The organism is Caulobacter sp. 05T431, assembly GCF_056665975.1.
Map to the genome: position 1 here is coordinate 170,992 of NZ_JBFTKU010000002.1, position 14,616 is coordinate 185,607.

21 protein-coding genes are annotated in these 14,616 nt (G+C 66.9%); 19 read left to right on the forward strand and 2 right to left on the reverse strand.

The annotated features are described in order from the left end of the window. Window positions 1–6: 6 nt before the first annotated feature. Window positions 7–579: a hypothetical protein gene (locus tag AC1U89_RS02445; RefSeq protein WP_479898076.1), complete on the reverse strand. Its 573-nt coding sequence runs from the start codon at window positions 577–579 to the stop codon at window positions 7–9. A 452-nt stretch (window positions 580–1,031) separates the two neighbouring features. On the opposite strand from AC1U89_RS02445, the gene AC1U89_RS02450 reads away from it, so the two are divergent. The 6 genes from AC1U89_RS02450 (at window position 1,032) to AC1U89_RS02475 (ending at window position 6,282) form a co-directional block, all read left to right on the forward strand. Beyond that, on the forward strand, window positions 1,032–1,244 hold the full coding sequence (locus AC1U89_RS02450; protein WP_479898077.1) for a hypothetical protein: 213 nt from the start codon (window positions 1,032–1,034) through the stop codon (window positions 1,242–1,244). A gap of 249 nt (window positions 1,245–1,493) precedes the next feature. After that, window positions 1,494–1,970, forward strand: coding sequence for a terminase small subunit-like protein (locus tag AC1U89_RS02455; protein WP_479898078.1), 477 nt, complete (start codon window positions 1,494–1,496; stop codon window positions 1,968–1,970). Then, window positions 1,957–3,303, forward strand: a complete 1,347-nt coding sequence (locus AC1U89_RS02460) for a hypothetical protein (RefSeq protein WP_479898079.1) — start codon at window positions 1,957–1,959, stop codon at window positions 3,301–3,303. Before AC1U89_RS02455 ends, AC1U89_RS02460 begins: the two co-directional genes overlap by 14 nt. Before the next feature lie 8 nt (window positions 3,304–3,311). Next, complete coding sequence (locus tag AC1U89_RS02465) at window positions 3,312–4,736, forward strand: DUF4055 domain-containing protein (protein WP_479898080.1); 1,425 nt, start codon at window positions 3,312–3,314, stop codon at window positions 4,734–4,736. A 2-nt stretch (window positions 4,737–4,738) separates the two neighbouring features. Then, entirely contained in the window at window positions 4,739–5,857 is a 1,119-nt protein-coding gene (locus tag AC1U89_RS02470; RefSeq protein ID WP_479898081.1) for a phage minor head protein, read from the forward strand. A 176-nt stretch (window positions 5,858–6,033) separates the two neighbouring features. Further along, window positions 6,034–6,282 carry a hypothetical protein gene (locus AC1U89_RS02475; RefSeq protein WP_479898082.1) on the forward strand — a complete coding sequence of 83 codons (249 nt, stop codon included), beginning with the start codon at window positions 6,034–6,036 and terminating at the stop codon, window positions 6,280–6,282. On the opposite strand, the gene AC1U89_RS02480 is transcribed toward AC1U89_RS02475, so the two are convergent. Then, window positions 6,279–6,515: a hypothetical protein gene (locus AC1U89_RS02480; RefSeq protein ID WP_479898083.1), complete on the reverse strand. Its 237-nt coding sequence runs from the start codon at window positions 6,513–6,515 to the stop codon at window positions 6,279–6,281. The two genes, AC1U89_RS02475 and AC1U89_RS02480, sit on opposite strands and share 4 nt — an antisense overlap. 175 nt (window positions 6,516–6,690) lie before the next feature. Between AC1U89_RS02480 and AC1U89_RS02485 the strand changes: the two genes are divergently transcribed. From AC1U89_RS02485 to AC1U89_RS02545, 13 genes are all read left to right on the forward strand, one after another. Continuing rightward, window positions 6,691–7,455, forward strand: coding sequence for a DUF6651 domain-containing protein (locus tag AC1U89_RS02485; RefSeq protein WP_479898084.1), 765 nt, complete (start codon window positions 6,691–6,693; stop codon window positions 7,453–7,455). Between the two features lie 117 nt (window positions 7,456–7,572). Continuing rightward, window positions 7,573–8,700, forward strand: a complete 1,128-nt coding sequence (locus tag AC1U89_RS02490) for a major capsid protein (RefSeq protein WP_479898085.1) — start codon at window positions 7,573–7,575, stop codon at window positions 8,698–8,700. A 70-nt stretch (window positions 8,701–8,770) separates the two neighbouring features. Next, window positions 8,771–9,577, forward strand: a complete 807-nt coding sequence (locus AC1U89_RS02495; protein WP_479898086.1) for a hypothetical protein — start codon at window positions 8,771–8,773, stop codon at window positions 9,575–9,577. 3 nt (window positions 9,578–9,580) lie between these two features. Next, complete coding sequence (locus AC1U89_RS02500; protein WP_479898087.1) at window positions 9,581–9,997, forward strand: hypothetical protein; 417 nt, start codon at window positions 9,581–9,583, stop codon at window positions 9,995–9,997. Window positions 9,998–9,999: 2 nt separating this feature from the next. Continuing rightward, on the forward strand, window positions 10,000–10,527 hold the full coding sequence (locus AC1U89_RS02505) for a DnaT-like ssDNA-binding protein (RefSeq protein WP_479898089.1): 528 nt from the start codon (window positions 10,000–10,002) through the stop codon (window positions 10,525–10,527). Window positions 10,528–10,536: 9 nt separating this feature from the next. Further along, the gene (locus AC1U89_RS02510; protein ID WP_479898090.1) at window positions 10,537–10,692 is read left to right on the forward strand and encodes a hypothetical protein; all 156 of its coding nucleotides are present in this window, start codon (window positions 10,537–10,539) and stop codon (window positions 10,690–10,692) included. Continuing rightward, window positions 10,689–11,096: a hypothetical protein gene (locus tag AC1U89_RS02515; RefSeq protein ID WP_479898091.1), complete on the forward strand. Its 408-nt coding sequence runs from the start codon at window positions 10,689–10,691 to the stop codon at window positions 11,094–11,096. The genes AC1U89_RS02510 and AC1U89_RS02515 overlap by 4 nt, the downstream gene beginning before the upstream one ends. Then, window positions 11,096–11,518, forward strand: a complete 423-nt coding sequence (locus AC1U89_RS02520) for a hypothetical protein (protein WP_479898092.1) — start codon at window positions 11,096–11,098, stop codon at window positions 11,516–11,518. Before AC1U89_RS02515 ends, AC1U89_RS02520 begins: the two co-directional genes overlap by 1 nt. Further along, window positions 11,515–11,913: a phage tail terminator-like protein gene (locus AC1U89_RS02525; protein ID WP_479898094.1), complete on the forward strand. Its 399-nt coding sequence runs from the start codon at window positions 11,515–11,517 to the stop codon at window positions 11,911–11,913. Before AC1U89_RS02520 ends, AC1U89_RS02525 begins: the two co-directional genes overlap by 4 nt. A 113-nt stretch (window positions 11,914–12,026) precedes the next feature. Next, on the forward strand, window positions 12,027–13,244 hold the full coding sequence (locus AC1U89_RS02530; RefSeq protein ID WP_479898095.1) for a phage tail tube protein: 1,218 nt from the start codon (window positions 12,027–12,029) through the stop codon (window positions 13,242–13,244). Between the two features lie 82 nt (window positions 13,245–13,326). Beyond that, window positions 13,327–13,755 carry a hypothetical protein gene (locus AC1U89_RS02535; protein ID WP_479898096.1) on the forward strand — a complete coding sequence of 143 codons (429 nt, stop codon included), beginning with the start codon at window positions 13,327–13,329 and terminating at the stop codon, window positions 13,753–13,755. Window positions 13,756–13,877: 122 nt separating this feature from the next. Then, the gene (locus AC1U89_RS02540; protein ID WP_479898097.1) at window positions 13,878–14,111 is read left to right on the forward strand and encodes a phage tail assembly chaperone; all 234 of its coding nucleotides are present in this window, start codon (window positions 13,878–13,880) and stop codon (window positions 14,109–14,111) included. A 51-nt stretch (window positions 14,112–14,162) separates the two neighbouring features. Then, window positions 14,163–14,552, forward strand: coding sequence for a hypothetical protein (locus AC1U89_RS02545; protein WP_479898098.1), 390 nt, complete (start codon window positions 14,163–14,165; stop codon window positions 14,550–14,552). Window positions 14,553–14,616 lie beyond the last annotated feature (64 nt).

Genomic DNA, 14,616 nt, shown 5'->3' on the forward strand with positions numbered 1-14,616 from the left:
AGTCTTTCATTTTTCGCGCCCCTTGGTCTTTGCGTTCGCTTTTGACACGCCCCAGAGGTCCGCAACCGCTGGGGCGGCGCTGTAGAGCGCTGTCTTAAAGCGCTGCCTCCCATTTGCCCGGACATACAGTGCTGAGGGACTTCCACTTCGGTAAAAGTCGAGGAAAGTCGAGTACATCTCGGTCAACTCATCGTCCGGCACGCCGCTCATGTCCCAGACGCCTAGCGGTCTCGGCCGTCCCTCGACATGTTTGACAACGGCGAAAAACGGTCCTCGCCCCATGAGCCCCAACCGGCCCCGTATTCTGGCTGACCGTTCGAAGTCATATTGCGAAACAAGTATATCGCAGTCTTGCTCAAGAGGATCGATGCTGGCGTTTGCGAGAGGCCAATAGACTCGCTTAAGGCCGAGTATCTCATGGTCAATTATGACATAGGTGTCATTGCTCTTATCGCGAACCATCCAGCTAAAGGCGTGGCAACTCAAATCTGCACGGTCGCTGTGATCAGCAAGCAAAAGAATGCCGAACGTCCCCCAAGTATCTTTCGGCAATTCACTAGGCATGAGCAAGTCGGCCACGGTCCGATAGCCAACAGGTCGAGGACTTGGTAGAACTTTCCGTCCAGGGCCATAGCCATAGCCCGCGCTCCCGTCCTCACCACTGCTCGCGGAAGCGGACGCATCAGCAGCCTCGTGAGACGACGAGACTGACGGCCCGTCGATTTGAGCTTCCTGTCTGGCGGGAACGGAACCGCCGCCGTACCAACCAATGTTTGACCAGGCGTAGAGCCCCCCGGCAAGTAGGCCCAGCACGGCAACGAGTGGCCAACGAAAACGCCGCCAAGCACTGGCCAATAGGCGCGGCCATCCTGCCAAGGCGAGTGCAATTAGCAGGCAAAGTGTAGCCGCAACGTCCATTCTCAAGCCCCCGCTTGTATCCTTCAAGGATGCGCTATCGCTTAAGGGGAGTCGAGAGTGCAACTATCGGAAATAGGCCAGGCGAGACCCGTCTGTGAACCTATGGATGGCGAATGTCCGAACAGATCATCTCAGACGTCGATTTCTGCACGACGCAGCTCAATGAGGTTCGACGACAGCTCGAACTGTTCAGGCGCGGAATACGCGTCCGCCGCGGTGTCCCTGGCCAGTTCAGCGACGACGTGACCAATGAACATGTCGCGCGCCTGGAGGAGCAGTTTGTCTATTGGACCCGACGCCTGGAAATAGCTGAAGGCCTCGGGTAGCGACGAGCGTACGGACCACAAGATGCTGTATCTGTACCCCGCGCAACTACAGCATGAGCTTGACCGGGTGTGCTCTTCATGCCTATAGGTCAGTTATTGGCGCAGTCGCGCCTCGAACGCCCCGAGCCCTCACCGGCCGGGGCGTTTGCGTTTCCGCTGCGCGGTGCGTCACCGTCTCCTGACCCGGAGGGCCTATGCGTGATGGCTCAGATGGGGACCCGCTGACCGCCTTTCGCATGGATGTCCCACATGGGGCGGCCTAGCACCTTCACCGAGGAGCTTGGGCGCGAGATCTGCGACCGGCTCTCCACAGGCGAACCGCTCGTCGACATCTGCAGCGATCCCCACATGCCTGCGGTGCGAACCGTCAGCGATTGGCGCGACGCTCATCAGGCCTTTTCCGCCGACTTCGCGCGCGCACGCGACGACGGTTACGACGCCATCGCCGCCGAATGTCTCCGGATCGCCGACACGCCGCTGATCGGGCGCGAGACGCTGACGAAGGGCAAGGGCGGCAAGACCGAGCGCGAGGTCCGCAAGGCCGATATGCTCGGCCATCGCAAGCTGCAGATCGAAACCCGCCTGAAGCTCCTCGCGCGCTGGGACCCGCGCCGCTACGGCGAGAACCGCAAGGAGGAGGGCGGGATCAACGCGGCCGATGCCGCCCAGCAGATCCGCGAGCTGGTCAAAGCCCTCGACGCGGACGCCGACGATGCTGCTGCCTAAGCGCTGCTACCCGCTGCGGGCGCATCCGGTCCAGAAGGCGTGGATGGCCAGCACGGCCAGGTTCAACGTCGTCCCGGCCGGGCGTCGGAGCGGCAAGACCGAGCGGGCCAAGCGCAAGCTGATCAAGCGGGCCCTGAAGGGCACGGACTACGACGATCCCCGGTTCTTCGCCGCCGCGCCGACGCGCGACCAGGCCAAGGCGATCTATTGGGCCGACCTCAAGGCGATGATCCCGCGCTCGCTGATGGCGGCGGCGCCCAGCGAAACCGAGCTGAAGATCCCGCTGATCACCGGCGCCGAGATCTGGGTCCTCGGCATGGACAAGCCCGAGCGGATCGAGGGCCGGCCCTGGGACGGCGGCATCCTCGACGAGTTCGCCAACATGAAGCCCGGCGCCTGGGGGGAGAACGTCCGTCCGGCGCTGTCCGACCGCCGCGGTTGGTGCGACCTGATCGGCGTGCCCGAGGGGCGCAACCACTACTACGACATCGCCAAGTACGCCCAGGGCGATGACCCCGAGTGGGCGTTCTGGACCTGGTTCTCGTCTGACATCCTCGACCCGGCCGAGATCGCCTCGGCCAAGCGCCTCCTCGATGAGCTGGTCTACCAGCAGGAATATGAAGCCAGCTTCATCAACTTCACGGGCCGGGCCTATTACCCGTTCCTGGAAGCCACCCACACCGCCTCGCTCGGCTACAACCCCGACGCCACGCTGGTCTTCTGCTTCGACTTCAACGTCGAGCCGGGCGTCGCCGCCGTCTGTCAGGAGCAGCGCCTCCCCGGCCAGTACGAGCGCGACGCCAACGGGGTCCAGCTGCTCGACAGGCCAATCACCGGGACCGGCGTCATCGGCGAGGTCTGGATCCCGGCCAACTCGAACACCCCGGCCGTATGCCGGCGCCTGATCCTCGATTGGGGCGAGCATCGCGGCCGGGTCGTTTGCTACGGGGACGCCACCGGCGGCTCGCGCGGGTCGGCTAAGGTCGACGGCAGCGATTGGGATCTGATCCGCAAGGAGCTGCGCGCCCACTTCGGCGATCGCGTCACCTTCAAGGTCAAGCCATCCAACCCGGCCGAGCGCGCGCGCCTCAACGCGATGAACAGCCGGCTCAAGTCCTCGACCGGCGAGATCCGCATGATGGTCGACCCGGCCAAGGCGCCGCACGTGGTCAAGGACCTCGAGGGCGTCGTCCTGCTGAAGGGCGGCTCGGGCGAGCTGGACAAGAAGGCCACCCCGGCCCTGACGCACATCTCCGACGGCCTCGGCTACTACGTCGAGGCCGAGTTCCCCGTCACCTCGCGCGCGGTTCAGGTCGCGCCCCTGCGCTTTTAGGAGGTCCGATGTCCGACGGGGTTGGGAAACGGTCGGCCAAGGTCGATCGCATGGCCTGCGATTGGCTGATGCTCGAGGCTCTGATGGCGGGGACGCCTGCGATGCGCGCGGCCGGCGCGACGCTGATGCCGAAGTTCGAGATGGAGGATCCGGCCGACCACAAGACCCGGATCGCCAAGGCCACCCTGTTCCCGGCCTTTCGCCGCACCGTGTCGGTCATGTCGGGCAAGCCGTTCTCCAAACCCCTGACCCTGTCGAAGGACACGCCGGCGGAGATCAAGACCTGGTCCGACGACATCGACCGGGGCGGCGTGAACCTGCACACCTTCGCCTGGGAGATGGCGGCCGAGGCCCTGGCCTTCGGGCTCTGTGGCATCCTGGTCGAGGCGCCTAAGCCGATCGCCAAGGACCGGGTTGTCACCAAGGCCGAGGAGAAGGAGGCGGGCATACGCCCCTATTTCGTCCGCGTCCGGCACGGCCAGATCCTCGGCTGGAAGGTGGAGCGTCGGAATGGCGCCACCATCACGACGCAGCTTCGTCTGGCCGAGACGGCCACGGTCGACGACGGCGACTACGGCGAGAAGGTCGTCCAGCGGGTCCGCGTTCTGGAGCCCGGGAAGTGGACCGTCTGGGAAAAGGAGGACGGCGCCGAGGGCGTGGCGGAGAAGTGGAAGATCTTCGAGGAGGGCGTCTCAGGCCTGCCGGTCGTGCCCTTCGTGCCCATCTACGGCTGGCGGCTGGATTTCATGGTCGGCGTCTCGCCCCTGCTCGACCTGGCGTACCTCAACGTCAAGCACTGGCAGGACGAGAGCGATCAGGACGACAGCGCCCGGTTCGCCCGCAAGCGGATGTTGGTCCTCATCGGCGGCGATCCCGACAAGCCGCTGGTCGCCAGCAGCAACTACGCCCTGACGGTCCAGACGGGCGGCGACGTGAAGGTGGTCCAGGGCTCGGCCGAGTCGGTGAAGGTCGGGCGCGACGAACTGGCCGCCCTCGAGGAACAGATGATCCAGGCCGGCGCCGAGCTGCTGGTCAAGAAACCCGGCGACCGCAGCGCGACCGAAAGCGCCAATGACGCCGAGGCCAACAAGTCGGACCTGCAGCGGATCACCGAGGGGTTCGAGGACAGCATCGACCAGGCCCTGCAGTTCATGGCCGCCTACGCGAACTTGGCGACTGGCGGCAACGCCACGCTCTACAAGGACTTCGGCGCGGCCAACCTGACCGACGCCTCGGCCCAGCTGATCCTGTCGGCGGAAGCGTCGGGCCTGATCCAGCCGAAGACCGCCATCCTCGAACTGCAGCGCCGCGGCACGCTCTCGCCCGAGGTCGATGCAGACGAAGAGGTCCGGGCGGCCGCCGCGCGCGGGCCAGGCCTCGGCACGATCACCGAGGACGACGTCGCGCCTGAAGACGTCGCGGCCGGCGCCTGACCGTGCAGACCGCGAACGAACGCCTTCTCAACGAGGCGATCGCCCACGCCATCGACCTCAACCGCTACAGCACCGGCGTGGTCCGGCGAATGATGGCGCTCCTCAACAAGGTCGACGCCGATCTCATCGCCCAGCTGACCGGCGCCCTGGAGCGCGTGCCGGAGGGTTCGTTCTCGGTCGAGCGGCTGGAGCAGTTGATCGCCTCGGTGCGGCAGCTCAACGCCGACGCCTATCGGGCCGTGTTCGACGCCCTGCCGCAGGAGATGGAGGCCCTGGCCGGATACGAGACCGGCTACCAGGTCCAGGCGCTGGAGCACGCGATCCCCGAGGAGATCCTGCTCAAGATCCAACTGTTCCGGGTCGCGCCGGCCCAGGTCTACGCCGCCGCCTTGTCCCGCCCGTTCCAGGGTGCGCTGCTCCGGACCTGGGCGGCCGAAGTCCCCGCCGCGAGGATGACGCTGATCCGCAACGCCGTGCGGGTCGGCTTCGTCCAGGGCAAGACCACCGACGAGATCATCCGCAGCATCCGGGGCACGCGCGCCCTGCAGTATCGCGACGGCCTCCTCGAACGCCCACGCCGCGAGCTGGAGAGCGTCGTCAGGACCGCCCTCAGCCACACCGCCGCCATCGCCCGCGACCAGGTCCACGAAGCCAACGCCGACATCATCGACGCGCTGGCCTGGGTCTCGACCCTGGACGGCAGGACTAGCCCGATGTGCCGGATCCGCGACGGCAAGCACTACACGGCCGACAGCGCCCACAAGCCGATCGGTCACCGCATCCCGTGGGGCCAGGGTCCAGGGCGTCTGCATTTCTGCTGCCGGTCCTGCTCGGCGCCGGTGACGAAGAGCTACCGCGAACTCGGGATCGACATCGACGAGCTGTCGCCGGGGACCCGCGCGTCCATGGACGGCCAGGTCCCGGCTGAGACCACGTATGGCCAATGGCTGGCCAGGCAGTCGGCGGCGCGCCAGGACGACATTCTCGGGCCCGAGCGCGGCCAGTTGCTGCGCAAGGGCGGGCTCAGCCTCGAGGAGATGTATTCGCCGCGTGGGGACTGGCTGACCCTGGACCAGCTCCGGGCCCGGGACGCTGCCGTTTTCCGCAAGGCTGGGCTATAGTCTCGTCATGGATCGTAACCGCGAGCCCATCGTCATCATCCTCGGAACCGTCGGCGCGATCTGCGGGCCTGTCGGTGTTCTTGGCGTCTGGCATGGTCCAGTGGCCCTCGCCACTGTCGCGGCCGTGTCGACGGCCGGTCTCATTTGCGGTGCTCGGCTGTTGCTATCGGTGCGGCGTGGTTGATCGCCGCTTCCATGTGATCGACGGCACGCCGCCACCGGAGACGCCGGTGACCGCGTCGCGCCGGCGCATGAAGGCCACGGCCAAGCCCGACGAGATGCTGGACTGCCCGCGCTGCTCGGGTCGGGAGTTCATCGAGACCAAGACCGGGATCCTGCTGCGCAACGGCAAGCCGACCGGCGGGACCAAGGCGTTGATCTGCGTGGCCTGCCTGACGAACGGCGAGCGCGTCCTGATCCTCTAAGGCAATCGGCCTGCTAGCAGCTCCAGCTTGAGGTGTTGGAAAACGGCAGCGCACGGGCTCGGTGAGCCCTGGGCCTTGGCGTCGTATTCCATCTCGTCCGACACGTCGGCGATGTTTCGCCGGATGATCTGGCCGTTCTCCCTGATGTGAAACCGCCAGGTCCTGTCGTGGCCGTCGAGGTTTTGGATCAGCCAGAACGTCCGCGCCCCAACCTTCACTTCCTCTTCTCGCATAATTCCCCTCCTCGCTGACCTCGAAGCGCTTACAGCCTCCGCGCCCAAGGGACCAGCGACGACCAGCCCCGAGCCCTCACCGGCCGGGGTTTTTTCATGCCCGCAGCCTGGAAGGGCGGGGCGCTCGGGCGGGATAGCCCACAGCCGCCGGCGGATGCCGGAGAAAGCCACGACCATGAAGCTCAAGACCATCGAGAAGGACGGCGCGATCTTCGCCGAGGTGAAGGACGGCAAGCCCGTCTACATCGGCGACGACGGCGCCGAGATCGCGTTCGACGCTCCGGGCACGACCGCCACCATCACGCGTCTGAACGGCGAGGCCATGGGCCACCGCCGGGCGAAGGAAGACGCCGAGAAGGCCCTCAAGTTGTTCGAAGGCCTGGACGCCACCGCCGCCCGCGAGGCGATCGACAAGCTGTCGAAGATCGACGCCAAGAAGCTGGTCGAGGCCGGCGACATGGACGCTGCCATCCAGGCCGCCATCAAGCCCTACGCGGACAAGCTCGCCGCGGCGGAGAAGACCAACGGCGATCTGAGCGGCGCCCTGAACAAGGAAACCATCGGCAATCGCTTCGCCATGTCGAAGTTCGCGGCCGAGAAGCTGACCCCGGCCGGCATCGACCTGATCAAGACCCTCTACGGCGACCGCCTGAAGGTCGACGGCGGCCAGGTCGTCGGCCTCGACGCGGCGGGCAACAAGATCCTGTCCCTGGCCCGCCCGGGTGAGGTCGCCAGCTTCGACGAGGTCATTGAGACATTCGTCGGCGTCTACCCGCACAAGGATCACATCCTCAAAGGCCAGACCGGCGCCGGTGGTGGTGCTGGTGATGGCGGCTCCGGCGGCGCCGGGGCCAAGACGATGAAGACCGCCGACTTCAACGCGCTCGAGCCCAAGGCCCGGGCCGCGAGGATGTCGGAAGGCGTCACCCTGGTCGACTAGGCCAGGCCACACGCGCACCTGCCGAACGCCTGGATGGGCTGTCGGTGCTCCGGGTCGGATGACCCTCCCAAGTCCCCCCTCCCTCAACACCTTCAGCCCTGAAAGGCTTGCATTCCTATGGCCAATACTCTGACCGCTCTGGCGCCGATCCTGTTCAGCGCCGCCAAGATCGTCGCTGCCGAGCCGTTTGGCGTCGTCGGCGCGATCAACACCAGCTTCGACGACAAGGGCGTCGCCAAGGGCGACAAGGTGAAGGTCGACGTCGCGCCCACCCGCGCCGCGTCGGACTTCACCCCGTCGAACACCACCTCGACCGGCACCGACGCCACCGGCTCGGCGATCGACGTCACGATCACCAAGTCGCGAAAGGTCGACTGGCACCTGACCGGCGAGCAGCAACGTTCGCTGGAGAACGCCACGATCTCGCAGGACTGGGTCAGCCAGCTGCTTCAGCAGGGCATGCGCACCCTGCGCAACGAAGCCGAGGTCGACGCGGCCCTGGCCGTGAAGATCGGCGCTTCGCGCGCCTTCGGCACGGCCGGCACCACGCCTTTCGCCTCGGATCTGACCGCGCTCACCAACTCGCGGAAGATCCTGGTCGACAACGGCGCGCCCAAGGCCGAGATGCAGATGGTGTTCGACACGAACGCTGGCCTGAACCTGCGCAACCTGGGCGTCCTGCAAAACGCCTATCAGGCTGGCGGCGACACCGAGCGCCGCACCGGCGAATTCCTGCCGCAGATGGGCTTCCGCCTGTCGGAGAGCGCCGGCATCGGTCTGCACACCAAGGGCACCGGCTCGGGCTACCTGGTGAACAACGGCGCCGGCTATCCGGTCGGCACGACCGCGATCCAAGTCGACACCGGCACCGGTACCGTTCTGCCGGGCGACGTCGTCACCTTCGCCGGCGACACCAACAAGTACGTCGCGGCGGGTCTGTCGGGCACCACCCTGACGCTCAACGCGCCGGGCCTGCGGGTGGCGGTGGCCGACAACGTGGCGATCACCGTCGGCAACAACTACACCGCCAACCTCGCCTTCGAGCGTTCGGCGGTCGTGGGCGTGCTGCGTCCGCCGCTGATGCCCGCCAACCCGACGATCACCCAGATGCTGGTCAGCGACGACAAGGGCATGACCTACCTCATGCTCGACATCGCGCAATACGGTCAGCGGACCTGGGAGCTGCACCTGGCGTGGGGCTTCATGGCGGTGAACGGCGAGTTCATCGCCATGCCCATCGGCTAGGCCTCGGCCGGCCATTCGTGTGGGGCTGGGCTTCGGCCCGGCCCCTTTTCTTTAGATCTGGAGCAATCCCATGGGCGACTTCTGCCCCACCATTCGCGTCGTGGCCGGCGACAGCTTCGCCATCATCAACGCGGTCGACTTCGATCCCGCCATTCACGAGCGCTTCGAGGGAGACGACACGCCCATCCCCGTTGTCGGCCCCTATGACGGCTGGTCGCGCCTGGCGCTGATCACCGCCCTGACCGACGGCTTCAAAGCCGACATGGACCGGCTGGACGACGACGATCTGCGCGACGCGCTGTTCTCGATGGAGCGCTATCGCCAGCGCCGCGACGAGGGCGACGACCTGTTCGAGGGCCTGCTCGCCGGCAAACCCGCCATCAACTCCCCGGCCGTCGATCTGCCGCCGGCCGATCCCGCCGCTCCGCTGGAGCAGGGCGTTTCCGACGTCGGCGCCGACGACACGCTCTACGGCTCCAGCGTCCTCGACGCCATCGTGACCATCGGCGATCTGCGCGTGCAGCTGGGCGGCGTGGTCCGGGCGTCGTTCACCGAGAGCGGCCTGAGCGTCCAAGCCTGGAACGACCTGCCCGAGGCCGACCGCGAGGGCCGCCTGGCCGCGACGATCGAGCGCCTTACCCAATCGCCGGAAGCTGCGGCGGCCGAGATCGATCCGGCGACCGTCATGCCGCCGCTGAACGCCGCCGCCCAGGTGGAGATCGCCGACGGCTGGAAGGATCTGCACTGGACCAAGCGCGTGGCCATGGCTCAGGCCATCGCCGACAGCGACGAGACCCTGACCGCCGAACAGGCCAACGGCGTCATCACCGCCGAGCTGGCCCGACGCGCGGCCGGCGCCGAAGGCGGCGAGGCCTAAGCCGTGACTGGCGACGTCATCACGTTCCCGAAGCGGGAAGATCCCAAGGTGGTGTGGACGTGCGGCTGTGGCTGCATGACCCACTATCTGCGGGCCGATGGCGTCGTCGAGTGCGCCTCCTGCCGCAACGAGGTCACCGAGGGTGACTGGCGCGCGCGCCTGCCGGATACGCCGGCCGAGCCGGAACCGGCAACCAGCGACACCTTCAGCAGCACGGACGTCCAGTCTGACGAGCTGTCGATCCGACGGGTCATCAAGGCCATCGTCCCGGCAGAGGCCGCCCTTGTCGCGCTGGTCCGCGCCGACGGGTCGATCTGCCTCTGGTCCGATTGGATGGAGGGGCCCGAACGCCACGCTTGGCTGCGCGACAAGCTCGCGATGATCGAGACGCTGGCGATCAACCAGTCGAGAGGAGCCTGATCATGCCCTTGGTGGTCGAAAACGGCTCCGGCCTGGCCAACGCCGAAAGCTACATCTCCGTCACCGACGCGACGACCTATCACGCCAACCGGGGAAACGCGGCCTGGGCCGCCCTGGCCAGCGACACGATCCGCGAGCAACTGCTCCGCAAGGCCACCGACTACATGGTCGAGGTCTACCATCAGCGCTGGGCCGGCCGCCGCGTGACCTCGACCCAGGCGCTCGACTGGCCTCGCGACTTCGTGCCGATGCGCGACGGGCCCGGGGCAGCCTGGACCGTCACCTACTATCCCAACAACGCGGTCCCGGCCCTCGTCGCCCAGGTCTGCGCCGAGCTGGCCCTGAAGGCGGCCGCCGGCCCGCTGATGCCCGACGAGACCCAGGCCCTCAAGCGCAAGAAGGTCGGCCCGGTCGAGGTCGAATATCAGGACTATTCCCGGGCGACTAAGACCTATCGGGCCATCGACAACCGCCTCGGCGCCTTCCTGCTCGGCGGAGGCGCGGGCGCCGTCAAAATCTTCCGAGGCTAGGAGGCCGCCATGGCTACCACCATCTCCAAGCTGACCATCACCCTGCCGTGGTGGTCGACCCTGTTTGTCCGTGCGGCGATCGTCGCGGCCGTGCTCGGCGCCAAGGTCGATCCCAACCGGATCGCCAAGGTGATCGTCGACCGCGCGCGGGTGGGCGTCGCGTGAGCGACTTCTACGACGACATGGCCGCTACGGCCGCCGAGCTGCTGACCACAGACGGCCAGCCCGTCACGATCGCAGCCGCTGGCGACGTGTCGGCCTCGGGGACCTATGACCCGACCACGGGGAAGGTCACCAGCGCCGCGCCGGCGACGCAGGCGGTCATGGGCGTCGAGGAGGCCTACAGCGCCTTCCACGTCAACGGGACCTCGATCCTTGCCGGCGACAAGAAGCTGCACGTCTCGCCGGTGGCGATCGACGGCACGGCGACGCGCAAGCCGGCGGTCGACGACACGGTCACCTTCGCCGACGCCTCGGTCTGGCTGGTCAAGAAGGCCGATCCCATCGCCCCGGCCGGGACGCCGGTCCTCTTCACCCTGCAGCTGCGCGCGACGCAGCAGGCCGCCTGATGGGCCCGTTCGAGCTGGCGCTGACCCGCTTCGCCGCGAAGGCCGAGGACAAGGCCGATTTCGTGGTCCGCAAGGTGGTCTTAGACATCGGCACGCGCCTGGTCCTGAAGTCGCCGGTCAAGACGGGCCGCTTCCGGGCGAACTGGTTCTACGCGGCCGAGAGCCGGCCGACCCAGAAGACCGAAGCCGAGGACAAGTCCGGCCAGGTGTCGATCGACCGGATCAAGCCCGCCAAGGGCGCCTCCATGGGCCGTGTCCACTGGTTCTCGAACAACCTGCCCTACGCCCTGCCGCTGGAGCGCGGTTCCAGCAAGCAGGCGCCGTTCGGCATGGTCGGGCTGACGGTCATGGAGTTCAACACGATCGTCGGCGCCGCGGCGGACGCCTATGCCGGCCTCGGGGTCCTGGGAGCCGAACGATGAGCACCGTCGCCCTTCGCGCCGCGCTGGAGACCGCCCTGATCGCCCTGGGCTGGGCCGATCAGACAGCCTGGGAGAACAAGGGGTTCACCCCCACGGCTGACGTCGCCTACCAGCGCGTGACCCTGCGCCTGGCCGAGCCCGACGATAGCGAGATCGGCGCGCCGTCGGTCGATCGCGGTTTCATGCAGGTCGACCTGATGTTCCCGCCCGGCGGCGGACCTGGCGACGCCGGGGTGCGCGCCGACGCCATCCGTTCCGCCTTCTTCAATGGCCGGACTCTGACCGCCTCCGGCCAGACCGTCCGGGTCTGGGGCACGCCCGAGATCATGGGCGGCTACTCCGACGACGGGACCGACCGCTACGTCGTGCCCGTCAGGATCCGCTTCCGGTCCTAGCCCCACCCCCAAAGCCCTGCGTCACGCAGCGCCCACCGTCCGCCGGTTGGCGGCGGCCCACCCATGCCGGCCCGCGTGGGTCCGGTTCCCTCGTCTCATAAGGAGCTGATCCCATGCCCGCATCCGCCCAGGGCCTTCTCAAGCAGACCGTGTTCGCCAAGCAATCCGCGCTCGGCACGCCCGCCACGACCGGCGGTCAGATCATGCGTCGGACCAACTCGGTCTTCACGCTGACCCGCGACACCTTCGAGTCGAACGAGATCGTGTCGCACCAGATGTCGACCGGTTCGAATGCCGGCATCCAGAAGACGACCGGCAAGCTGGACTGCCTGCTGTCGGCCGGCACCTATGCGCTGCTCATCGGCTCGCTTTTGCGCAAGCTGTTCGCCGCCACGACCGCGATCACGGCCGCGTCGATCACCATCGGCGCCGTCGCGTCGGGGGTCTATCCCGTCGGCCGCGCGACCGGCTCGTACCTGACCGACGGCATCAAGATCGGCGATGTCGTCCGCCTCACCGCCGGCGGCTTCAACGCCGCGAACCTGAACAAGAACCTGCTGGTGGTCAGCGTCACGGCTCTCAGCATCGGCGTGCGGGTTCTGAACAACTCGGCGCTGGTCCCGGAGGGCCCGATCACCGGCGCAACCGTGACCGTCCCGGGTAAGAAGGCCTGGACGCCGATGACCGGCCACGTCAACGAGTACTGGTCCGTCGAAGAGTGGTATTCGGACCTGACGAAGTCGGAGCTGTTCACCGACACCAAGATCGCCAAGGCCGACGTCACCATCCCGGCGACCGGCAATGCGACGATCAGCTTCGATGTGCCCGGTCTGGGCCGCACGCGCGGCACCGCGCAGGCCATCACCGCGCCGGCCACGGAAACCACCTCCAACGTGCTGACGGCGGTCAACGCGCTGATCATCGTGAACGGCGTGGTCACGCCGATCACGGGCGCTCAGTTCTCGATCGACGGGAGCATCCAGCCCGGCGAGCCCGAGGTCGGCTCCAACAGCATCTCCGACCAGATCCGGGGCGAGGTGGCGGTGTCGGGCAGCTTCACCGGCAAGTTCTACAACACCCTGATCCAGGACATCTACGACCAGCAGACGGTCATTCAACTGATCCTGCCGGTCACCGACGGCTCGGCCGCCGCGGCCGAGTTCATGGTGTTCAACCTGATCGCCGTGAAGGTGTTCGGCGACGCCCCCGACGACGGCGAGGCCAAGGAAATCATCCGCACCTATCCGTTTACGGCCCAGCTGAACGGCTCCGGCGGCGCGGCCCTGGCCAACCTGCAGACCATCATGTCGGTCCAAGACAGCCTGGCCTAATCGGCCCGGCCAACACCAGTACGCGTCCCCCCTCAACTTTACGGCCGGGTCGCGCCCGGTCGCCTTTTCAGGACACCCCACCATGACCAAAGTCGACGAGTTTTCGCTGTCCGACCTGAACGCCCGCAAGCAGGCCGACACGCCCTTCGAGTTCCCGTTCCTGCGGCCCGACGGCACGAAAACCGGCGTGACCCTGCTGGTGCTCGGCGCCCAGTCCGAGACGGTCATGAACGAGACGAACCGCATCATCAACGAACGGCGCGCCACCGACGCGCAGCGGGAGCTTATGCAGACCGGCATCGGCGCCCCGCCGGTGACCCCGGTCGAGGTCGACATCGAGTTCACGCAGAAGCTGACGGCCGTGCGGCTGGTCGGCTGGAAGGGCATCAAGGAGCCCTGGAGCAAGGAAAACGCCCTGCTGCTGATCAAGTCGAACCCGCAGCTGGCCGACCAGGTCACCAAGCAGTCGGCGAACATCGGAAATTTTACCGGCGCCTCGCCGACGGCGTAGTCGAGTACGCCCGGGTCCAGTTCGCCCTTAACACTATGGAGGGCGAGGGCAAGCTCCGGGCCCCTCGTCGAGACCACCTTGAGGCGCTGGCGAGATCCGGCGACGTCGACGCGCTAGCCGAGTTGGACAGCATCCCCACGCTGCCGCGGCTCGGCGCCCACCTCTGGACCCACTTCTCGGACCTCAACAAGACCAGGTCCGTCAACGGCATGGCGGTGGCCAGGCTGACGCGCCTGGAGATCCGGGTGTGGGAGGAGGACACCGGCCACTATCTGGCCCCCTGGGAACGCCAGGTGATCCTCGACGTCGACGGCCTGTTCGTCGCCAGCTGCTACCCCGAACCGCGCGAGGCTTGAGCTCCCCGACCTTGGCGCATACCCTCGCGCTCCGGTTGGGGAGGACTTCCGATGCGTGCATGGTTCGGTGTGGCGGCGGTCATCGTGGCGATGGCCGCCGTTGTGATATCGCTGGCGGTGTGGCCGTTTCTAGAGCGGCGGCGGGAACAGGAAGCTCTCACGCGCGCAGTGGCCGCGCAGGATGAGGCCGCGATCCCAGACGCTGTGGCGGTAGTGAAGGCCGGCCTGAAAGACCCCGGATCGGCGCAGTTCTCCGAGCTACGAGTTGTTGGCGCGGAAATGCAACAACGGGTCTGCGGCTTAGTAAACGCCAAGAATAGCTACGGCGGCTACACAGGTAACCAACGCTTCCTAGTCATGGCCGGGTCGGCCTACTACGGCGATGATAGGCCTGGGCCAATCGTTTGGGACAAGCCGGAGCATCCTTGCGACGCCAGCTAGTCGCAGCCTGCCGGACAATCAATTTCAAAGCAGGAAGGCTCGGGGAAACCCGGGCCTTTCGCCG

Coding starts and splice junctions, on each gene's coding strand:
- AC1U89_RS02450 (WP_479898077.1), top strand. CDS start 1,032: ATGTCCGAACAGATCATCTCAGACGTCGATTTCTGCACGACGCAGCTC.
- AC1U89_RS02455 (WP_479898078.1), top strand. CDS start 1,494: ATGGGGCGGCCTAGCACCTTCACCGAGGAGCTTGGGCGCGAGATCTGC.
- AC1U89_RS02460 (WP_479898079.1), top strand. CDS start 1,957: ATGCTGCTGCCTAAGCGCTGCTACCCGCTGCGGGCGCATCCGGTCCAG.
- AC1U89_RS02465 (WP_479898080.1), top strand. CDS start 3,312: ATGTCCGACGGGGTTGGGAAACGGTCGGCCAAGGTCGATCGCATGGCC.
- AC1U89_RS02480 (WP_479898083.1), bottom strand. CDS start 6,515: ATGCGAGAAGAGGAAGTGAAGGTTGGGGCGCGGACGTTCTGGCTGATC.
- AC1U89_RS02485 (WP_479898084.1), top strand. CDS start 6,691: ATGAAGCTCAAGACCATCGAGAAGGACGGCGCGATCTTCGCCGAGGTG.
- AC1U89_RS02490 (WP_479898085.1), top strand. CDS start 7,573: ATGGCCAATACTCTGACCGCTCTGGCGCCGATCCTGTTCAGCGCCGCC.
- AC1U89_RS02495 (WP_479898086.1), top strand. CDS start 8,771: ATGGGCGACTTCTGCCCCACCATTCGCGTCGTGGCCGGCGACAGCTTC.
- AC1U89_RS02505 (WP_479898089.1), top strand. CDS start 10,000: ATGCCCTTGGTGGTCGAAAACGGCTCCGGCCTGGCCAACGCCGAAAGC.
- AC1U89_RS02510 (WP_479898090.1), top strand. CDS start 10,537: ATGGCTACCACCATCTCCAAGCTGACCATCACCCTGCCGTGGTGGTCG.
- AC1U89_RS02520 (WP_479898092.1), top strand. CDS start 11,096: ATGGGCCCGTTCGAGCTGGCGCTGACCCGCTTCGCCGCGAAGGCCGAG.
- AC1U89_RS02525 (WP_479898094.1), top strand. CDS start 11,515: ATGAGCACCGTCGCCCTTCGCGCCGCGCTGGAGACCGCCCTGATCGCC.
- AC1U89_RS02530 (WP_479898095.1), top strand. CDS start 12,027: ATGCCCGCATCCGCCCAGGGCCTTCTCAAGCAGACCGTGTTCGCCAAG.
- AC1U89_RS02535 (WP_479898096.1), top strand. CDS start 13,327: ATGACCAAAGTCGACGAGTTTTCGCTGTCCGACCTGAACGCCCGCAAG.
- AC1U89_RS02545 (WP_479898098.1), top strand. CDS start 14,163: ATGCGTGCATGGTTCGGTGTGGCGGCGGTCATCGTGGCGATGGCCGCC.